General features: G+C 60.1%; 17 protein-coding genes and 1 other RNA gene. 14 read left to right on the top strand and 4 right to left on the bottom strand.

Annotated features, from left to right (window positions below):
* The first annotated feature begins 20 nt into the window (after positions 1-20).
* From petA to M0814_RS27975, 5 genes are all read left to right on the top strand, one after another.
* Entirely contained in the window at positions 21-614 is a 594-nt protein-coding gene (petA, locus tag M0814_RS27995; protein ID WP_003228055.1) for a ubiquinol-cytochrome c reductase iron-sulfur subunit, read from the top strand.
* Positions 614-1,825, top strand: coding sequence for a cytochrome bc complex cytochrome b subunit (locus M0814_RS27990; protein ID WP_003228050.1), 1,212 nt, complete (start codon positions 614-616; stop codon positions 1,823-1,825). Before petA ends, M0814_RS27990 begins: the two co-directional genes overlap by 1 nt.
* Positions 1,825-2,604, top strand: a complete 780-nt coding sequence (locus M0814_RS27985) for a cytochrome c1 (RefSeq protein WP_003228049.1) — start codon at positions 1,825-1,827, stop codon at positions 2,602-2,604. The genes M0814_RS27990 and M0814_RS27985 overlap by 1 nt, the downstream gene beginning before the upstream one ends.
* Positions 2,605-2,750: 146 nt before the next feature.
* Positions 2,751-3,368, top strand: a complete 618-nt coding sequence (locus tag M0814_RS27980) for a glutathione S-transferase N-terminal domain-containing protein (RefSeq protein ID WP_003228048.1) — start codon at positions 2,751-2,753, stop codon at positions 3,366-3,368.
* Positions 3,369-3,384: 16 nt separating this feature from the next.
* A complete protein-coding gene (locus M0814_RS27975; RefSeq protein WP_003228047.1) occupies positions 3,385-3,798 on the top strand; it encodes a ClpXP protease specificity-enhancing factor in 414 nt (137 codons plus the stop codon).
* Between the two features lie 134 nt (positions 3,799-3,932).
* Here M0814_RS27975 and M0814_RS27970 read toward each other — a convergent pair whose 3' ends face one another.
* The 4 genes from M0814_RS27970 to M0814_RS27955 form a co-directional block, all read right to left on the bottom strand.
* Positions 3,933-4,511 (bottom strand): BON domain-containing protein, encoded by a 579-nt coding sequence (locus M0814_RS27970; protein ID WP_103485638.1) that lies wholly within the window; start codon positions 4,509-4,511, stop codon positions 3,933-3,935.
* Entirely contained in the window at positions 4,508-5,101 is a 594-nt protein-coding gene (locus tag M0814_RS27965; RefSeq protein ID WP_003228045.1) for a phosphoheptose isomerase, read from the bottom strand. Before M0814_RS27965 ends, M0814_RS27970 begins: the two co-directional genes overlap by 4 nt.
* A 104-nt stretch (positions 5,102-5,205) precedes the next feature.
* On the bottom strand, positions 5,206-5,568 hold the full coding sequence (locus M0814_RS27960) for a YraN family protein (RefSeq protein ID WP_003228044.1): 363 nt from the start codon (positions 5,566-5,568) through the stop codon (positions 5,206-5,208).
* On the bottom strand, positions 5,568-7,379 hold the full coding sequence (locus tag M0814_RS27955) for a penicillin-binding protein activator (protein WP_003228032.1): 1,812 nt from the start codon (positions 7,377-7,379) through the stop codon (positions 5,568-5,570). Before M0814_RS27955 ends, M0814_RS27960 begins: the two co-directional genes overlap by 1 nt.
* Before the next feature lie 177 nt (positions 7,380-7,556).
* On the opposite strand from M0814_RS27955, the gene rsmI reads away from it, so the two are divergent.
* The 9 genes from rsmI (at position 7,557) to mraY (ending at position 16,624) form a co-directional block, all read left to right on the top strand.
* The gene (gene rsmI / locus M0814_RS27950) at positions 7,557-8,462 is read left to right on the top strand and encodes a 16S rRNA (cytidine(1402)-2'-O)-methyltransferase (RefSeq protein WP_103485639.1); all 906 of its coding nucleotides are present in this window, start codon (positions 7,557-7,559) and stop codon (positions 8,460-8,462) included.
* A 73-nt stretch (positions 8,463-8,535) separates the two neighbouring features.
* An RNA gene (gene rnpB, locus M0814_RS27945) (RNase P RNA component class A) lies at positions 8,536-8,889 on the top strand.
* Positions 8,890-9,290: 401 nt separating this feature from the next.
* The gene (mraZ, locus tag M0814_RS27940) at positions 9,291-9,746 is read left to right on the top strand and encodes a division/cell wall cluster transcriptional repressor MraZ (RefSeq protein WP_003228026.1); all 456 of its coding nucleotides are present in this window, start codon (positions 9,291-9,293) and stop codon (positions 9,744-9,746) included.
* Between the two features lie 2 nt (positions 9,747-9,748).
* Positions 9,749-10,690 (top strand): 16S rRNA (cytosine(1402)-N(4))-methyltransferase RsmH, encoded by a 942-nt coding sequence (gene rsmH, locus M0814_RS27935; protein WP_086803559.1) that lies wholly within the window; start codon positions 9,749-9,751, stop codon positions 10,688-10,690.
* Positions 10,687-10,980 (top strand): cell division protein FtsL, encoded by a 294-nt coding sequence (gene ftsL / locus M0814_RS27930; protein WP_003228022.1) that lies wholly within the window; start codon positions 10,687-10,689, stop codon positions 10,978-10,980. Before rsmH ends, ftsL begins: the two co-directional genes overlap by 4 nt.
* The gene (locus M0814_RS27925) at positions 10,980-12,719 is read left to right on the top strand and encodes a penicillin-binding protein 2 (RefSeq protein ID WP_177434774.1); all 1,740 of its coding nucleotides are present in this window, start codon (positions 10,980-10,982) and stop codon (positions 12,717-12,719) included. Before ftsL ends, M0814_RS27925 begins: the two co-directional genes overlap by 1 nt.
* Entirely contained in the window at positions 12,719-14,182 is a 1,464-nt protein-coding gene (locus tag M0814_RS27920) for a UDP-N-acetylmuramoyl-L-alanyl-D-glutamate--2,6-diaminopimelate ligase (protein WP_103485641.1), read from the top strand. The genes M0814_RS27925 and M0814_RS27920 overlap by 1 nt, the downstream gene beginning before the upstream one ends.
* Positions 14,175-15,542, top strand: coding sequence for a UDP-N-acetylmuramoyl-tripeptide--D-alanyl-D-alanine ligase (gene murF / locus M0814_RS27915; RefSeq protein ID WP_103485642.1), 1,368 nt, complete (start codon positions 14,175-14,177; stop codon positions 15,540-15,542). Before M0814_RS27920 ends, murF begins: the two co-directional genes overlap by 8 nt.
* Entirely contained in the window at positions 15,542-16,624 is a 1,083-nt protein-coding gene (gene mraY / locus M0814_RS27910) for a phospho-N-acetylmuramoyl-pentapeptide-transferase (RefSeq protein WP_003228019.1), read from the top strand. The genes murF and mraY overlap by 1 nt, the downstream gene beginning before the upstream one ends.

Below are 16,624 nucleotides of genomic sequence, written 5' to 3'. Positions count from 1 at the left end.
AGCTGATGGGAGAGGACTGAATGAGCAATGACGGCGTGAATGCAGGCCGGCGTCGCTTCTTGGTAGCAGCCACGTCCGTGGTGGGTGCTGCAGGAGCGGTGGGGGCTGCGGTCCCGTTCGTGGGGTCATGGTTTCCCAGTGCCAAGGCGAAAGCCGCCGGTGCACCGGTGAAAGTGAATGTCAGCAAGATTGAGCCAGGACAGCAGATGATTGCCGAGTGGCGCGGCCAGCCGGTGTTCATTGTCCGCCGTACTGCGGAAATCCTGGGGAATCTCAAGAAGATCGAGGGCCAGCTCTCCGATCCGACTTCCAAAAACTCCACGCAACCTACCTATGTCGACCCCGAAGTGCGTTCGATCAAGCCGGAAATTCTGCTGCTGATCGGTATCTGCACTCACCTGGGTTGCTCACCAACTTTCCGTCCCGAAGTGGCACCTGCGGATCTGGGTAAAGACTGGGTCGGTGGCTATTTCTGCCCTTGCCACGGTTCCCACTACGATCTGGCTGGCCGCGTCTACAAGTCGCAACCCGCGCCTTTGAACCTGCCAGTTCCCCCGCATTCCTATGAGACCGATGACCTGATTGTCATTGGCGTCGATACGGAGAAAGCGTGATGAGCAAGTTCATGGATTGGGTTGATGCGCGCTTCCCTGCGACCAAAATGTGGGAAGACCATCTCAGCAAGTATTACGCGCCAAAAAACTTCAACTTCTTCTATTTCTTCGGCTCGCTGGCGCTGCTGGTGCTGGTCAACCAGATCGTCACCGGTGTCTGGCTGACGATGAGCTATACGCCGTCGGCAGAAGAGGCGTTCGCTTCCGTCGAATACATCATGCGCGACGTCGAGTACGGCTCGATCTTGCGCCTGCTGCACTCCACCGGCGCTTCGGCGTTTTTCATCGTGGTCTATCTGCACATGTTCCGTGGCCTGCTCTACGGTTCGTACCAGAAACCCCGTGAACTGGTGTGGGTGTTCGGCATGCTGATCTATCTGGCGCTGATGGCTGAAGCCTTCATGGGTTATCTGCTGCCGTGGGGTCAGATGTCCTACTGGGGTGCCCAGGTGATCATCTCGCTGTTCGGTGCGATTCCCGTCATCGGCAACGACCTGACCCAGTGGATTCGTGGTGACTACCTGATTTCCGGGATCACCCTGAACCGCTTCTTCGCCCTGCACGTCGTGGCCCTGCCGATCGTGATCCTCGGTCTGGTGGTGCTGCACATTCTGGCGCTGCACGAAGTCGGCTCGAACAACCCTGATGGCGTCGACATCAAGAAGCACAAAGACGAAAACGGCATCCCGCTGGACGGCATCGCCTTCCACCCTTACTACACCGTGAAAGACATCGTCGGCGTAGTGGTGTTCCTGTTCATCTTCTGCTTCATTGTGTTCTTCTTCCCGGAAATGGGCGGCTACTTCCTCGAAAAGCCAAACTTCGAGCAAGCCAACCCGTTCAAGACTCCAGAGCACATTGCACCGGTCTGGTACTTCACACCGTTCTACGCAATCTTGCGGGCAATCCCGGACAAGCTCATGGGCGTTATCGCCATGGGGGCGTCGATTGCCTTGCTGTTCGTGCTGCCGTGGCTTGATCGCAGTCCGGTGAAATCGATGCGCTACAAGGGCTGGATGAGCAAAGTCTGGCTGTTGGTGTTCTGCGTCGCGTTCGTGATCCTCGGCATTCTCGGTGTTCTGGCTCCGACGCCTGAGCGCACGCTGATCTCGCAGGTCTGCACCTTTCTGTACTTCGCTTACTTCATTCTGATGCCTTTCTACACCAGGCTCGAGAAGACCAAACCGGTTCCGGAAAGGGTGACTGGCTGATGAAAAAGTTATTTTTTGCTCTGATTTTTGCTGCTCTGCCTGTGCTGTCTTTTGCTGCCGAACATGGTCCGGATCTGGAAAAAGTCGACATCGACGTTTCCGACAAGGCTGCCCTGCAGGATGGTGCGCGTACCTTTGCCAACTACTGCATGGGTTGCCACAGTGCCAAGTTCCAGCGTTACGAGCGCGTTGCCGATGACCTGGGGATCCCGCATGACATGATGCTGGAAAAACTCGTCTTCACCGGTGCCAAGATCGGTGACCACATGAACATCGGTATGCAACCGGCTGACGCCAAGACCTGGTTCGGTGCAGCACCGCCGGACCTGACCCTGGTGGCGCGCGTGCGTGGCACCGACTGGCTCTACGGTTATCTGCGCTCGTTCTACGAAGATCCTGCGCGCCCATGGGGCGTGAACAACAAGGTCTTCCCGAACGTCGGCATGCCTAACGTGCTGGTCGGCCTGCAAGGTCGCCAGGTCGTGGGCTGCAAGCAAGTGCAGATCGTCGAGGATGGCAAGAAGCAATACGATCCGCTGACCGGTACGCCGCTGACGCATGAAGCGTGCGATCAGTTGACCATCGTGCCGAAAACCGGTGCTCTGAATGAAGAGCAGTTCGATGAGAAGGTCAAGAATCTGGTAACCTTCCTGGCTTACTCGGCTAACCCGGTTAAGCTGCAACATCAGCGCATCGGTACTTACGTCTTGCTGTACCTGGCGTTCTTCTTTGTGTTCGCCTATCTGCTCAAGCGTGAATACTGGAAAGACGTGCACTGATACGCTTCAAGCATTGCTGTTAATCGCGCGCGCCCAAGGGTGCCTCTGAAAACGCAACGCCTGGTTCGCCAGGCAGTGCGTGAGGCGCCCTCTGGGCGCGCGCGTTTTTCCGGTTCCGATAATTTCAACAAGCGAGGAGGATCGCCATGGGCGTGACCAATCGGTTGGCCTGTTACTCCGACCCCGCCGACCACTATTCCCACCGAGTGCGCATCGTGCTTGCAGAGAAGGGTGTCAGCGCCGAAATCATTTACGTGGAAGCTGGTCGCCAGCCGCCTAAACTGATTGAGGTGAACCCTTACGGCAGTCTCCCGACGCTGGTCGATCGCGACCTGGCGTTGTGGGAGTCGACCGTGGTGATGGAATATCTGGATGAGCGTTACCCGCATCCGCCACTGATGCCGGTTTATCCGGTGGCGCGTGCCAACAGCCGTCTGCTGATTCACCGTATTCAGCGTGACTGGTGTGGTCTTGTGGATCTGATTCTTGATCCGAAAACCAAGGAGGCCGCGCGTGTCGTGGCGCGCAAGGAATTGCGTGAAAGCCTGACGGGCGTGTCGCCGCTGTTTGCCGACAAGCCGTTTTTCCTCAGTGAGGAACAAAGTCTGGTGGATTGCTGCCTATTGCCAATACTCTGGCGTTTGCCGATTCTGGGTATTGAACTGCCGCGGCCGGCCAAGCCGCTGCTTGATTATATGGAGCGCCAGTTTGCGCGTGAGGCTTTCCAGGCGAGTCTGTCTGGCGTCGAACGCGATATGCGCTAAGGCTTAAGGAGCCGCTATGAACTCCAGTCGACCTTATCTGGTCCGCGCGCTCTACGAGTGGATTGTGGATAACGATTGCACCCCGCACATGCTGGTCAATTCCGAATACCCGGCGGTGCAGGTGCCGCAGGGTTTTGCCAGTGACGGGCAGATCGTCCTGAACATTTCGCCCAGCGCCGTGCGTCACTTGCACATGGACAACGACGTGGTGACCTTCGAGGGTCGCTTCGGTGGCGTTCCGCACAGTCTGTATGTGCCGATCAGCGCGATTCTGGGCATCTATGCCCGGGAGAACGGGCAGGGCATGGTCTTCGATCTCGAGTCGCCGATGGATGACGAAGACGATATCGAACCCGATGACGACTTGCCGCCACCGGACAGCGAGCCGCCGCGCCCAAGCGGTCGGCCAAGTTTGAAAGTGGTGAAGTAATAAAAAAGGCGATCCGAAAGGGTCGCCTTTTTTATTACGTAGGAGCTGCCGAAGGCTGCGAACTTTTGATCTTGTTTTTGACGATCAAAAGATCGCAGCCTCGTTTCTCTCGACAGCTCCTACAGAAGTGCACCTCAGTCGATGTATTCGAACAGCTTCACGATTTTCTGCACACCGGAAACGCTCTGCACCAGGTTGGTCGCCTGTTGCGCTTCCTGCTTGGTCAGCAGGCCCAGCAGATAGACGATGCCATTCTCGGTCACGACCTTGATGCGCGAGCCGGGAATGCTGGCATCGGTCAGCATCTGGGTCTTGATCTTGGTGGTCAGCCAGGCATCGTTCTGGCGGGCGAGGAAGCTCGACGGCGCAATCACTTGCAGCTCGTTGTGCACCGTCTTCACGCGCTGGACGTTGGCGGCGGCCTGTTCGGCCTTGGCCTTGAGGTCTTCGCGCGGCGTCTGGCCGGCGAGCAGCACCACGCCGTTGAAGCTGGTGACGACGATATGCGAGTCCTTGTCCAGGCCTGGGTCGGCCTTGGCCACGTTGACGCCGACTTTGGTCTCGATCAGCGAGTCGTCGATTTTGCTGCCGAAGGTTCGGGTGCCGCGGTCGTCTTCAATCGGCGCTTCACGGCTGGCATTCACCACCGAGGTGCAGCCGCTGATGCCGAGGCACAGGGTCAAGGCCAGAAGGCCAAGGCGATTAGGGGTCATTCTTCACTCCCGAACAGTTGGCTGTCGATCAGATCGCAAAGGCAATGGATCGCCAGCAAGTGGACTTCCTGAATACGTGCAGTGACGTTGGCCGGTACGCGAATCTCGACGTCCTCGGGCAATAGCAATGACGCCATGCCGCCGCCATCGCGTCCGGTCAATGCTACGACAATCATTTCGCGATCATGTGCGGCCTGGATCGCCTGAATAATGTTCGCCGAGTTACCGCTGGTCGAAATCGCCAGCAATACGTCGCCTGGTTGACCCAGTGCGCGGATCTGCTTGGAGAACACTTCGTTGTAGCTGTAGTCGTTGGCGATCGAGGTGATCGTCGAGCTGTCGGTGGTCAGGGCGATGGCCGGCAAGCTCGGGCGTTCGCGCTCGAAGCGGTTGAGCAGCTCCGAGGAGAAGTGCTGGGCGTCGCCGGCAGAGCCACCGTTGCCGCACGAAAGCATTTTGCCTTCGTTGAGCAGGGCGTTGACCATGATCTGGCTGGCTTGCTCGATGTGCGGTGCAAGTACGTCCATCGCCTGTTGCTTGGTGTCGATACTGGCCTGGAAAAGCTGGCGAATTCGGGATTGCATGTCCATCTGTGTGACCTTAAGTGGCGCGGCTGTTCGGCACGTGAATGTGCAGCCCGCAAAGCAAAGAGCAAAAATTGTCGGTGAAAGTGTCCGGGGTGGTGTGCAGAGAATCAACCATCGAACGCATTCTGCAGCCAGTTCAATTGATCCGGGTGCCTGTCGATGGCCACCACGTCGAAGCGGCAAGGGGAATCGGCCCAGCGTGACTCACGCTGAAGAAAATACTGTGCGGCGAAAATCAGTTTTTGCCGTTTGCGCTCATCGATGCTAGCGAGCGCGCCACCCCATTGAGTGTTTTTTCTGTAGCGGACTTCGACGAATACTACTGTATCGCCATCAAGCATGACCAGATCAAGCTCGCCCCGTTTGCATGACCAGTTCTGCGCCAGCAGGCGCAGACCGTGGTGTTGCAGATGCTCGAGCGCTTGGCGCTCGGCATCTTTACCGCTTTGCAGGTGCGAGCTGTCGGGCATCAGCGCGGGGTGTCCGGCAGGCGTTGAACCTGACCGTTGACGAACTGCGCCCATGGCAACTGCCGCACTACACGTTGGGTCTGGGTCATGCCCAAGCTGCCCGACTGACCTTCGATGCGGCTGTCCGGCAGCGCCTTCAACTGACCCAGGCGCGGTGCCAGACGGTAGGCATCGACGCCCATGGCGTACAGGCGGCCGAGGCTGCCGGCCGCTTGTGGCCATTGCGCGGTGACTTGCTGGCGCAGCGGGTCGTTGGCTTCGAGCAGCCATGGGGTTTCGCAGAAGCGCACGCCGTTCATGTCGTTGTACTGGTTCACATCGCCGCTGGCGCTGTAGACGTGGGAAGTCGCGTATACCGGAACGTCACCCGCGTACTGGAAATTCAGGGTCGGCTTGATCTGCTGCGCCTGTTGCGGGGTGGCGGCGAGGAAAATGAACTCGATGTCCTGACGACGCGAAGGCTGTGCGGCTACGTTGGTGCCGGCAGCATTCTGCAGGCTCTTGGCGCGGGCCTCACTTTGACGCAGCTGGAACATGTCGGCGATCTGCTGGGCCAGTTGCACTGGCTGATCGACACGCTCGGTGGCGACGATGCTGCCGCCGTTGGCTTGCCAGTCCTGGCTGAACGCACGCAGTACGCGGTCGCCCCATTCGCCTTTCGGCACCATGATTGCCGCACGGTGCAGGCCGTCGGCGCGGGCACGACGCGAAACTTCGCGGGCTTCGTCTTCAGCCGCCAGACCGAACTGGAACAGTTGCGCCGGACCTTGATCACCTTCGCTGTAGTTCAATGCGAGGGTGGTGATCGGCAGTTGCGGACGAGTGCTCAGTTGTTTGACCAGTGGTTTCTCCAGCGGACCGACCACCAGTTGCACGCCATCAGCCTGGGCCTTGCGGTAGAACTCGTCCATCGAGGTCAGCTTGGAGCTGTCGTAGAACTCGATGGCGGGCGGCTTCTGGCCGGCCTGTTGCGCTTGATAGTGCGCCGCCATGAAACCTTCACGCAGGGCCTTGCCGACCGAGGCCAGTGGGCCGTCTTGCGGCAGCAGCAGGGCGATTTTGCTCAGGGGCTGGCTGGCCAGCTCCTTGAGTTTGGTCAGGGGCAGCGGCAGGTTGATAGCAGCCGGGTGTTTCGGGTTTTGTGCGCGCCAGGTATCGATCGCGGCTTGCTGCTGCTCCAGGGTGCCGGCAGTTTTCACTGCCAGGGCCAGGCCCATCCAGCCACCGAGGTCGTCGGAGGTATTGGGTTGCAGTTGATCGGTTGGCAGCGAAGCGATCAGGGTCCAGATCGCTTCGTGGTTCTTGCTCGCGGCTTCGCCTTTGAGCATTGGTGCGATGAAGATGCGCTCGCGCGCGGCCGCCAGGGTCTGGCCATCGGCTTCCAGCGCGCGGGCATGCACGGTGCCGGTGCGCACTTGCTGGTCTTCCGGCATTTCGCTCAGATGCTGCAGGCTCGGATGGCTCAGGGCAGTCAGCGCGGCTTTCGGCTGATTGCGAGTCATCGCCAGTTCAGCGGACAGGGTGCTGGCGAAGATCTGCTGGCCTGGCTTGAGTTGCTCCATCGGCACTTGTTGCAGGATCTGCGCGGACTGGCCGGCATTACCCTGGCGGTAAGCCAGGTCTGCCGCGCTCAAGCGCAACAGGGCGGCTTTTTCCGGTGTCTTGGCCTGGGTAGCCTGTTCGAGCAGTTGCTCGATGCTGGCATCCGGGGTCCGTGGAAGTTCGCCAAGGCTGGAGGAAGGGGAGCTGGCGCAGGCCGCCAGCAAGGCAGCGAGGCAGAGGGCAGTGAACAGCCGCAGGCAAGCGATCATGTAAGTGTTCCTGATACTCGATCAAATTAGCGTGGAATTGTACCCAAGCGCTGGCCGGGGCGCGATGTTACTGGTGTGAAACCGTCAATTTAGCTGGAGCAAATGTTGCTGTGCGGCACAAAGACGCGCAAAACCGGCTTCGGCCGGAACGCATCGCAAGCCTCGTGACGCGCTACAATGCCGGCTTTTACCGATCATGAGGTGTGCGCTTTGACTGCTCCAGGTCCTTTGAATTCCGCTGCTGGCTCGCTTTATGTGGTGGCGACGCCCATCGGCAACCTGGACGACATCAGCGCCCGGGCCCTGAAAATCCTCCGCGAAGTGGCGCTGATTGCCGCCGAGGATACGCGGCACTCGGCGCGGTTGATGCAGCACTTCGGCATTTCGACGCCGTTGGCCGCGTGCCACGAACACAACGAACGTGATGAAGGTAGCCGCTTTATTACCCGTTTGCTGGCGGGCGATAACGTCGCGCTGATTTCCGATGCCGGGACGCCGCTGATCTCCGATCCGGGTTATCACCTGGTGCGTCAGGCGCGGGCAGCGGGGATCAATGTGGTGCCGGTGCCGGGTGCTTGTGCGTTGATCGCGGCGTTGTCAGCGGCGGGTCTGCCCTCCGACCGGTTCATCTTCGAAGGTTTCCTGCCGGCCAAGTCGGTGGGGCGCAAGGCGCGTCTGGAAGCGGTCAAGGAAGAGCCGCGCACGCTGATTTTCTACGAGGCCCCGCACCGTATTCTCGAATGCCTGCAGGACATGGAAGCCGTGTTCGGTGGCGAGCGTCAGGCATTGCTGGCCCGGGAAATCACCAAGACGTTCGAAACGCTTAAGGGGTTGCCGCTGGCTGAGCTGCGTGCGTTTGTCGAGGCCGACAGCAATCAGCAGCGGGGCGAGTGTGTGGTGCTGGTCGCAGGCTGGTCTGCACCGGAGTCCGAAGACGCCGTCAGCAGCGAAGCGATGCGCGTCCTCAATCTGCTGCTCGAAGAGATGCCGCTCAAGCGTGCCGCCGCCCTGGCCGCACGAATCACCGGTGAGCGCAAAAACGTGCTCTATCAGGTCGCACTGGATCAGCAGAAGGGCGAGTAAGCCGTCGCGCAGACAGGTTTCACGGCTATTAGCGCTTGTTCTTCAGGCGCTCTGCCGTTAACCTTCGCGGCGGAGAGTCGATCGGACAGTCGCTGCCCTCTATGAAAATTAGGGGGGGGAGGAAAGTCCGGGCTCCATAGGGCGAAGTGCCAGGTAATGCCTGGGAGGCGTGAGCCTACGGAAAGTGCCACAGAAAATAACCGCCTAAGCGCTTCGGCGCCGGTAAGGGTGAAAAGGTGCGGTAAGAGCGCACCGCACGTCTGGCAACAGTTCGTGGCTAGGTAAACCCCACTTGGAGCAAGACCAAATAGGGTCCCAAGGCGTGGCCCGCGCTGGGACCGGGTAGGTTGCTAAAGATGTCCAGTGATGGCCATCGTAGACGAATGACTGTTCAAGACAGAACCCGGCTTACAGATCGACTCTCCACCTTTTTCTTTCCCTGCTTGAATCAATGGCATCAGGGCTGGTTATTATCGGCAGGCCTGCGCTAAAGTCCGGCAGCGGCAAATGCGGTAATAGCCATTTCCCACCTTGCTTCAATCAACAGCAGAAGCGCTTTTGTAATACCGAAAAAATCTTACTCTTAACAAATTACTTTAACTTCCGAGCGCAGCTTTCAGTGCTGCATCAAGTTATTGGTCGAAAGTATCTGCCAAATTGTCGTTACCCCTCCTTTTAAGCTCCTAAATCTCCGTTCTGTAAGGGTTTTCCTTTAATCCGCGCCTTGACGGTGTGGTGGGCGCATTCCTATAGTGTGCGCAAGTGGCGGAAAGTGGCATGAAGTGGGTTTTTTGAGCTCAAAACGATAAAAATTGGAGAAACGCTGACGTGTTTCGCGGAGCTAACGCTATCAGTCTCGATGCAAAGGGCCGTCTCGCCATGCCGAGCCGGTACCGTGACGAGCTCGTTTCGCGTAGTTCCGGTCAATTGATCGTGACCATTGATGCCGTTGATCCGTGCCTGTGTGTCTACCCGCTCGACGAGTGGGAAATTATTGAAACCAAGTTGCGCGCACTCCCTTCGCTTCGCGAAGAGAACCGTCGCCTGCAGCGTTTATTGATTGGTAATGCCGTCGACCTCGAACTCGACGGCAGTGGTCGTTTTCTGGTTCCACCGCGTCTGCGCGAATACGCAAAGCTTGATAAGAAAGCGATGCTGGTGGGCCAACTGAACAAGTTCCAATTGTGGGACGAGGATGCATGGAACGCGGTGTCTGCCGCTGACCTTGCTGCTATTCAACAACCGGGCGCCATGCCTGACGAACTGCGTGATTTGATCCTGTGACTATTGATAGCGGCTTTAACCACATCACCGTACTGCTTGACGAAGCCGTCGAGGCTCTCGCCGTACGTCCTGATGGCTGCTATCTGGACGGTACGTTCGGTCGCGGCGGGCACAGTCGGTTGATCCTCAGCCAGCTTGGGACGGACGGTCGGCTCATCGGATTCGACAAGGATCCTCAAGCGATTGCCACCGGGCAAACGCTAGCGGCCGAAGACGGCCGCTTTGTCGTTGTGCAGCGCAGCTTTGCCGAGCTGGGTTCAGTGGTTGCCGAGCAAGGTCTGAGCGGCAAGGTCAGCGGTATCCTGCTCGATCTCGGCGTGTCTTCGCCGCAGCTGGATGACGCCGAGCGCGGCTTCAGTTTCCTCAATGACGGCCCACTGGACATGCGCATGGACCCGTCCCGTGGCATCAGTGCCGCCGAATTCGTCAACACCGCGCCGGTGGAAGAAATCGCCCGGGTGTTCAAGGAATACGGCGAAGAGCGTTTCTCCGGCCGCATGGCCCGTGCCGTGGCCGAGCGCCGCGACATCAAGCCGTTCGAGCGCACCGCTGATCTGGCCGAGGTCCTCAAAGTCGCCAACCCGGCGTGGGAGAAGGGCAAGAACCCGGCGACCCGTGCATTTCAGGGCCTGCGTATTCACGTCAACAACGAACTGGGCGATCTGGAGGCCGGCCTCGAAGCCGCTCTGGAGGCTCTGGAGGTTGGCGGCCGTCTGGTGGTCATCAGCTTCCACTCGCTGGAAGATCGCATCGTCAAGCTGTTCATGCGCAAATTGGTGAAAGGCGAAGCCGACAACCTGCCGCGCAACCTGCCCGTGCGCCACGTGGCGTTCGAACCGAAAATCAAAATACATGGCAAAGCGCAGACGGCCTCCGACGCCGAACTCAAAGCCAACCCACGTTCCCGTAGCGCTGTGATGCGTGTCGCGGAGAAGTTGCGGTGAGCAAGCTTTTCGCCAAGCCCCTGCCTGGCGGCAGCTTTATCATGTTGCTGCTGTTTATCGGCGTGCTCGTGTCGGCCATCGGCGTGTCTTACAGCGCGCACTGGAACCGCCAGTTGCTCAACACCCTTTATAACGAACTCAGCGTGCGCGACAAGGCGCAGGCCGAGTGGGGGCGCCTGATTCTCGAACAGAGCACCTGGACCGCGCACAGCCGCATCGAAGTGCTGGCCACCGAACAACTGAAAATGCACATCCCTGGCGCGGCTGACGTGAAGATGGTGGCGCCATGATGAAACTCGAAGGGGCACTCTTCCCGTGGCGCTTCCGTCTGGTCGTTGGTCTGCTCGGTGTCATGGTGGCCGCGATCTGCTGGCGCATCATCGACCTGCAAGTGATCGACCGAGACTTCCTCAAGGGGCAGGGCGACGCGCGCAGTGTTCGTCATATCCCGATTCCTGCACACCGTGGTCTGATTACTGACCGTAACGGCGAGCCCCTGGCCGTCAGTACGCCGGTGACCACGCTGTGGGCCAACGCCAAGGAAATGCAACTGGCCAAAGAAAAGTGGCCAGCACTCGCCGCTGCGCTGGGGCAGGATCCGAAAGCCTTGGCCGAGCGTCTTGAAGCCCAGGCCAACAAAGAATTCATTTACCTGGTGCGCGGGTTGACCCCCGAGCAGGGCCAGGCCGTGCTTGACCTGAAAGTGCCGGGCGTCTACGGCATCGAAGAGTTCCGCCGCTTCTATCCGGCCGGTGAAGTCACCGCACACATGGTCGGCTTCACCGACATTGACGATCACGGGCGCGAAGGCGTCGAGCTGGCCTACGACGAGTGGCTGGCCGGGGTGCCGGGCAAACGGCAGGTCATCAAGGATCGGCGTGGTCGGCTGATCAAGGATGTCCAGGTCACCAAGAACGCCAAGGCCGGCAAGCCCTTGGCGTTGTCGATTGACCTGCGTCTGCAATACCTGGCCAACCGCGAGCTGCGCAACGCGATCATCGAGAACGGCGCCAAGGCCGGCAGTCTGGTGATCATGGACGTGAAGACCGGCGAGATTCTCGCCATGGTCAACCAGCCGACCTACAACCCGAACAACCGTCGCAACCTGCAGCCGGCGATGATGCGTAACCGCGCGATGATCGACGTGTTCGAACCGGGTTCGACCATGAAAGCGATCTCGATGAGCGCGGCGATCGAATCCGGCCGCTGGAAACCGACCGACACCGTCGAGGTGTACCCGGGCTCGCTGCAGATCGGCAAGTACACCATCAAGGACGTTTCGAAGACCGAAGGTCCGGTACTCGACATGACCGGCATCCTGATCAATTCCAGTAACGTCGGCATGAGTAAGGTCGCGTTCGATATCGGCGGTGAGACCATTTACCGTCTCGCGCAGAAAGTCGGCCTCGGCCAGGACACCGGTCTCGGCTTCCCGGGCGAGCGCGTCGGCAACCTGCCGAACTACCGTGACTGGCGCAAGGCTGAAACCGCGACGCTGTCGTATGGCTACGGTATTTCCGTGACCGCGATCCAGCTGGTGCACGCGTTCTCGGCGCTGGCCAACAACGGTCGTCTCGCACCATTGACTCTGATCAAAACCGACAAGCCGCCGCAGACCACTCAGGTCCTGCCGGAAGCGGTCGCAAAAACCATGCAGGGCATGTTGCAGCAAGTGATCGAAGCACCGCGCGGCGTGTTCCGTGCGCAGGTGCCGGCGTATCACGTGGCCGGCAAATCGGGTACTGCGCGTAAGACTTCGGTGGGCACCAAGGGCTACGCCGAAAACTCCTACCGCTCGCTGTTCGCCGGTTTCGGGCCGATGAGCGATCCGCGTTACGCCATCGTGGTAGTGATCGATGAACCGTCCAAGGCCGGTTACTTCGGTGGTCTGGTTTCGGCGCCGGTGTTCAGCCGTGTGATGTCCGGCACTCTGCGTCTGATGAACGTGACCCCGGACAACCTGCCGACCACCCAACAGGCCAACGCCACCCCGGTCGTTCCGCTGAAAGCCAATGGAGGGCGCGGCTGATGTCTCTTAGTCTGAACAAGATATTCCCCCACGCCGGCCACGATCTACTGATCCGTGAGTTGGCGCTGGACAGTCGCAACGTACGCGCCGGTGACCTGTTCCTCGCCGTGCCGGGCGGTAAATTCGATGGCCGTGCGCACATCGCCGATGCCTTGCAGCGCGGCGCGGCGGCGGTTGCCTATGAAGTGGAAGGCGCCACCGTGCTGCCGATCACCGAAGTGCCGCTGATCCCGGTCAAAGGCCTGGCTTCGCAGCTGTCCGATATCGCCGGGCGCTTTTATGGTGACCCAAGCCATCACCTGAACCTGGTCGGGGTCACTGGCACCAACGGCAAAACCAGCGTGACCCAACTGGTTGCGCAGGCTCTGGATCTGCTCGGCCAGCACTGCGGCATCGTCGGTACGCTGGGTTCCGGCTTTTATGGCGCGCTGGAAAGCGGCCTGCACACCACGCCGAATCCGATTGCCGTGCAAGCGACCTTGGGCGACCTGAAAAAGGCCGGGGCCAAAGCCGTGGCCATGGAAGTCTCGTCACACGGTCTGGACCAGGGCCGCGTTACCGCATTGGCGTTCGACGTTGCGGTGATGACCAACTTGTCCCGCGATCACCTGGATTATCACGGCACCATGGAGGCGTACGCCGAGGCCAAGGCCAAGCTGTTCGCCTGGAATGACCTGAAGTGCCGCGTGGTCAACCTCGACGACGATTTCGGCCGGCAACTGGCCGCCGATAAGCGCGATTCGCGCCTGATCACTTACAGCCTGCTCGACAACAGCGCCTACCTGTTCTGCCGTGAAGCGCAGTTCGATGACCACGGCGTGCGCGCCACGCTGGTCACGCCGCAGGGCGAGCATCACCTGCGTAGCACGCTGCTCGGTCGTTTCAACCTGAGCAACGTACTGGCGGCGGTCGGCGCCTTGCTCGGTCTGGATTACGCCCTCGACGAAATTCTCAAGGTGCTGCCGAAGCTCGAAGGCCCGGCCGGACGCATGCAGCGTCTGGGTGGCGGCACTCAGCCGCTGGTGGTGGTCGATTACGCCCACACCCCGGATGCGCTGGAAAAAGTTCTGACCGCGTTGCGCCCACACGTCAAAGGCCAGTTGCTATGCCTGTTCGGCTGCGGTGGTGATCGTGATCGTGGCAAGCGTCCGCTGATGGCCGAAGTGGTCGAACGTCTGGCCGACCGCGTGCTGGTCACCGATGACAACCCGCGCACGGAAGATCCGGCGCAGATTTTCGACGACATCCGCGCCGGCTTCACCGCGGTGGATAAAGTCACTTTTGTTGCCGGTCGTGGTCAGGCGATCGCCCAACTGATCGCCGCTGCCTCGGCGGATGACGTGATCGTCCTGGCGGGCAAAGGCCATGAGGACTATCAGGAAATCAACGGCGAGCGTCACGCTTTCTCCGATCTGGTCGAAGCCGATCATGCCCTCACCGCATGGGAGGTGGCTCATGCTTAAGGCCCTGAAGTTGAGCGAACTGACCAACGTCCTCGACGCACGTCTGATCAGCACCGACGCCAGTTTTGATGGCGTCAGCATCGATAGCCGGGCGATCACCGCTGGCCAACTGTTTATTGCCCTGACTGGCCCGCGCTTCGATGGTCACGACTATCTGAACGACGTCGCCGGCAAAGGCGCGGTCGCGGCGCTGGTCGAGCGTGAAGTGCCCGACAGCACCCTGCCGCAACTGCTGGTCAAGGACACCCGCCAGGCCCTCGGCCAGTTGGGTGCGTTGAACCGTGCCGCGTTCACTCAGCCAGTGGCGGCCATCACCGGCTCCAGCGGCAAGACCACGGTCAAGGAAATGCTCGCGAGCATCCTGCGTACTCGCGGTCCGGTGCTGGCGACTCGCGGCAATCTGAACAACGATCTCGGTGCACCGCTGACCCTGCTCGAACTGGCGCCGGAACACACCGCCGCCGTGATCGAACTGGGCGCTTCGCGTCTGGGCGAAATCGCCTACACCGTCGGGCTGACCAAGCCGCACGTGGCGATCCTCAACAACGCCGGCACCGCCCACGTTGGCGAGTTCGGCGGGCCGGAAAAAATCGTCGAAGCCAAAGGCGAGATCATCGACGGTCTGGCGGCGGATGGCGTCGCCGTGCTCAATCTCGATGACAAGGCCTTTGGCATCTGGAAGCTCCGCGCCGGCGCACGCAAGGTGCTGACCTTCTCCCTGAGCAATCCTCAGGCAGATTTCTACGCCAGCGACCTGAGCACCGATGCCCGGGGTTGCCCGGCCTTCAACCTGCATACACCTGAAGGTGTGGAGCACGTTCAACTGAACCTGCTCGGCACCCATAACGTCGCCAACGCCATGGCCGCCGCTGCTGCCGCGCACGCTCTGGGCGTGTCGCTGTTCGGCATCGCCACCGGGCTTGGCGCGGTACAACCGGTCAAGGGTCGCACCGTCGCGCAACTGGCGAAGAACGGCATGCGCGTGATCGATGACACTTACAACGCAAACCCCACCTCCATGTGCGCTGCCGTTGATATACTCGCCGGCTTTTCCGGCCGCACCGTCCTGGTGCTCGGAGATATCGGCGAGTTGGGCGATTGGGCGGAGCAGGGGCACCGCGACGTGGGCGAATATGCCCGGGGCAAGGTTTCCGCGCTTTACGCGGTCGGACCGAACATGGTCCACGCCGTGAACGCATTCGGCAAAGAGGCGCATCACTTCGGCACGCAAGCCGAACTGATCCAGGCCCTCGATGCCGAGCAGGACACAAACACCACCATTTTGATCAAGGGTTCGCGCAGTGCAGCGATGGAAAACATCGTTGCGGCTCTGTGCGGGTCCAGTCTGGAGAAACATTAATGCTGCTGCTGCTAGCGGAGTATCTGCAACAGTTCTACAAAGGCTTCGCGGTCTTCCAGTACCTGACCCTGCGCGGGATCCTCGGTGTGCTGACCGCGCTGGTTTTGTCGCTGTGCTATGGCCCGTGGATGATCCGCACCCTGCAGAACCGTCAGATCGGCCAGTCCGTGCGCAATGACGGCCCGCAATCGCACCTGTCCAAATCGGGTACGCCGACCATGGGCGGCGCACTGATTCTGTCCTCCATCGGTGTCAGCACCCTGCTGTGGGCTGACCTGAGCAACCGTTACGTGTGGGTCGTGCTGCTGGTGACCCTGCTGTTCGGCGCCATCGGCTGGGTCGACGATTACCGCAAAGTGATCGAGAAGAACTCCCGTGGCTTGCCAAGCCGCTGGAAGTATTTCTGGCAGTCGGTGTTCGGTCTGGGCGCGGCGATCTTCCTTTATATGACTGCTGCGACGCCGGTGGAAACCACGCTGATCCTGCCGATGCTCAAGGACTACAGCATTCCGCTGGGCGCCGGGTTCATCGTGCTGACCTACTTCGTGATCGTCGGCTCAAGCAACGCGGTCAACCTGACTGACGGCCTCGACGGTCTGGCGATCATGCCAACCGTGATGGTCGGCGGCGGTCTGGGGATCTTCTGCTACCTGTCGGGTAACGTGAAATTCGCCGAATACCTGCTGATTCCTTACGTGCCGGGCGCGGGCGAACTGATCGTGTTCTGCGGCGCGCTGATCGGTGCCGGCCTCGGATTCCTCTGGTTCAACACCTACCCGGCGCAAGTGTTCATGGGCGACGTCGGTGCGCTGGCGCTCGGCGCGGCACTGGGCACCATCGCGGTCATCGTCCGTCAGGAAATCGTCCTGTTCATCATGGGCGGCGTGTTCGTGATGGAAACCCTGTCGGTGGTGATCCAGGTTGCTTCTTTCAAGATGACCGGTCGCCGAGTGTTCCGCATGGCACCGATTCATCACCACTTTGAACTCAAGGGCTGGCCCGAGCCACGCGTGATCGTCCGTTTCTGGATCATCACCGTGATTCTCGTGCTGATCGGCCTTGCCACCCTGAAGCTGAGGTAG

The organism is Pseudomonas sp. MWU12-2020, assembly GCF_023100605.1.
Classification (GTDB): Bacteria; Pseudomonadota; Gammaproteobacteria; order Pseudomonadales; family Pseudomonadaceae; genus Aquipseudomonas; species Aquipseudomonas fluorescens_H.
The sequence above is the reverse complement of the archived record's forward strand: the minus strand, read 5'-3'. Positions and strand labels throughout refer to the sequence as shown.

Bases quoted from the DNA above. Each gene is read 5' to 3' on its own strand.
- petA (WP_003228055.1), top strand. From the start codon at position 21: ATGAGCAATGACGGCGTGAATGCAGGCCGGCGTCGCTTCTTGGTAGCA.
- M0814_RS27990 (WP_003228050.1), top strand. From the start codon at position 614: ATGAGCAAGTTCATGGATTGGGTTGATGCGCGCTTCCCTGCGACCAAA.
- M0814_RS27985 (WP_003228049.1), top strand. From the start codon at position 1,825: ATGAAAAAGTTATTTTTTGCTCTGATTTTTGCTGCTCTGCCTGTGCTG.
- M0814_RS27980 (WP_003228048.1), top strand. From the start codon at position 2,751: ATGGGCGTGACCAATCGGTTGGCCTGTTACTCCGACCCCGCCGACCAC.
- M0814_RS27975 (WP_003228047.1), top strand. From the start codon at position 3,385: ATGAACTCCAGTCGACCTTATCTGGTCCGCGCGCTCTACGAGTGGATT.
- M0814_RS27970 (WP_103485638.1), bottom strand. From the start codon at position 4,511: ATGACCCCTAATCGCCTTGGCCTTCTGGCCTTGACCCTGTGCCTCGGC.
- M0814_RS27965 (WP_003228045.1), bottom strand. From the start codon at position 5,101: ATGGACATGCAATCCCGAATTCGCCAGCTTTTCCAGGCCAGTATCGAC.
- M0814_RS27960 (WP_003228044.1), bottom strand. From the start codon at position 5,568: ATGCCCGACAGCTCGCACCTGCAAAGCGGTAAAGATGCCGAGCGCCAA.
- M0814_RS27955 (WP_003228032.1), bottom strand. From the start codon at position 7,379: ATGATCGCTTGCCTGCGGCTGTTCACTGCCCTCTGCCTCGCTGCCTTG.
- rsmI (WP_103485639.1), top strand. From the start codon at position 7,557: ATGCCGGCTTTTACCGATCATGAGGTGTGCGCTTTGACTGCTCCAGGT.
- M0814_RS27925 (WP_177434774.1), top strand. From the start codon at position 10,980: ATGAAACTCGAAGGGGCACTCTTCCCGTGGCGCTTCCGTCTGGTCGTT.
- M0814_RS27920 (WP_103485641.1), top strand. From the start codon at position 12,719: ATGTCTCTTAGTCTGAACAAGATATTCCCCCACGCCGGCCACGATCTA.
- murF (WP_103485642.1), top strand. From the start codon at position 14,175: ATGCTTAAGGCCCTGAAGTTGAGCGAACTGACCAACGTCCTCGACGCA.
- mraY (WP_003228019.1), top strand. From the start codon at position 15,542: ATGCTGCTGCTGCTAGCGGAGTATCTGCAACAGTTCTACAAAGGCTTC.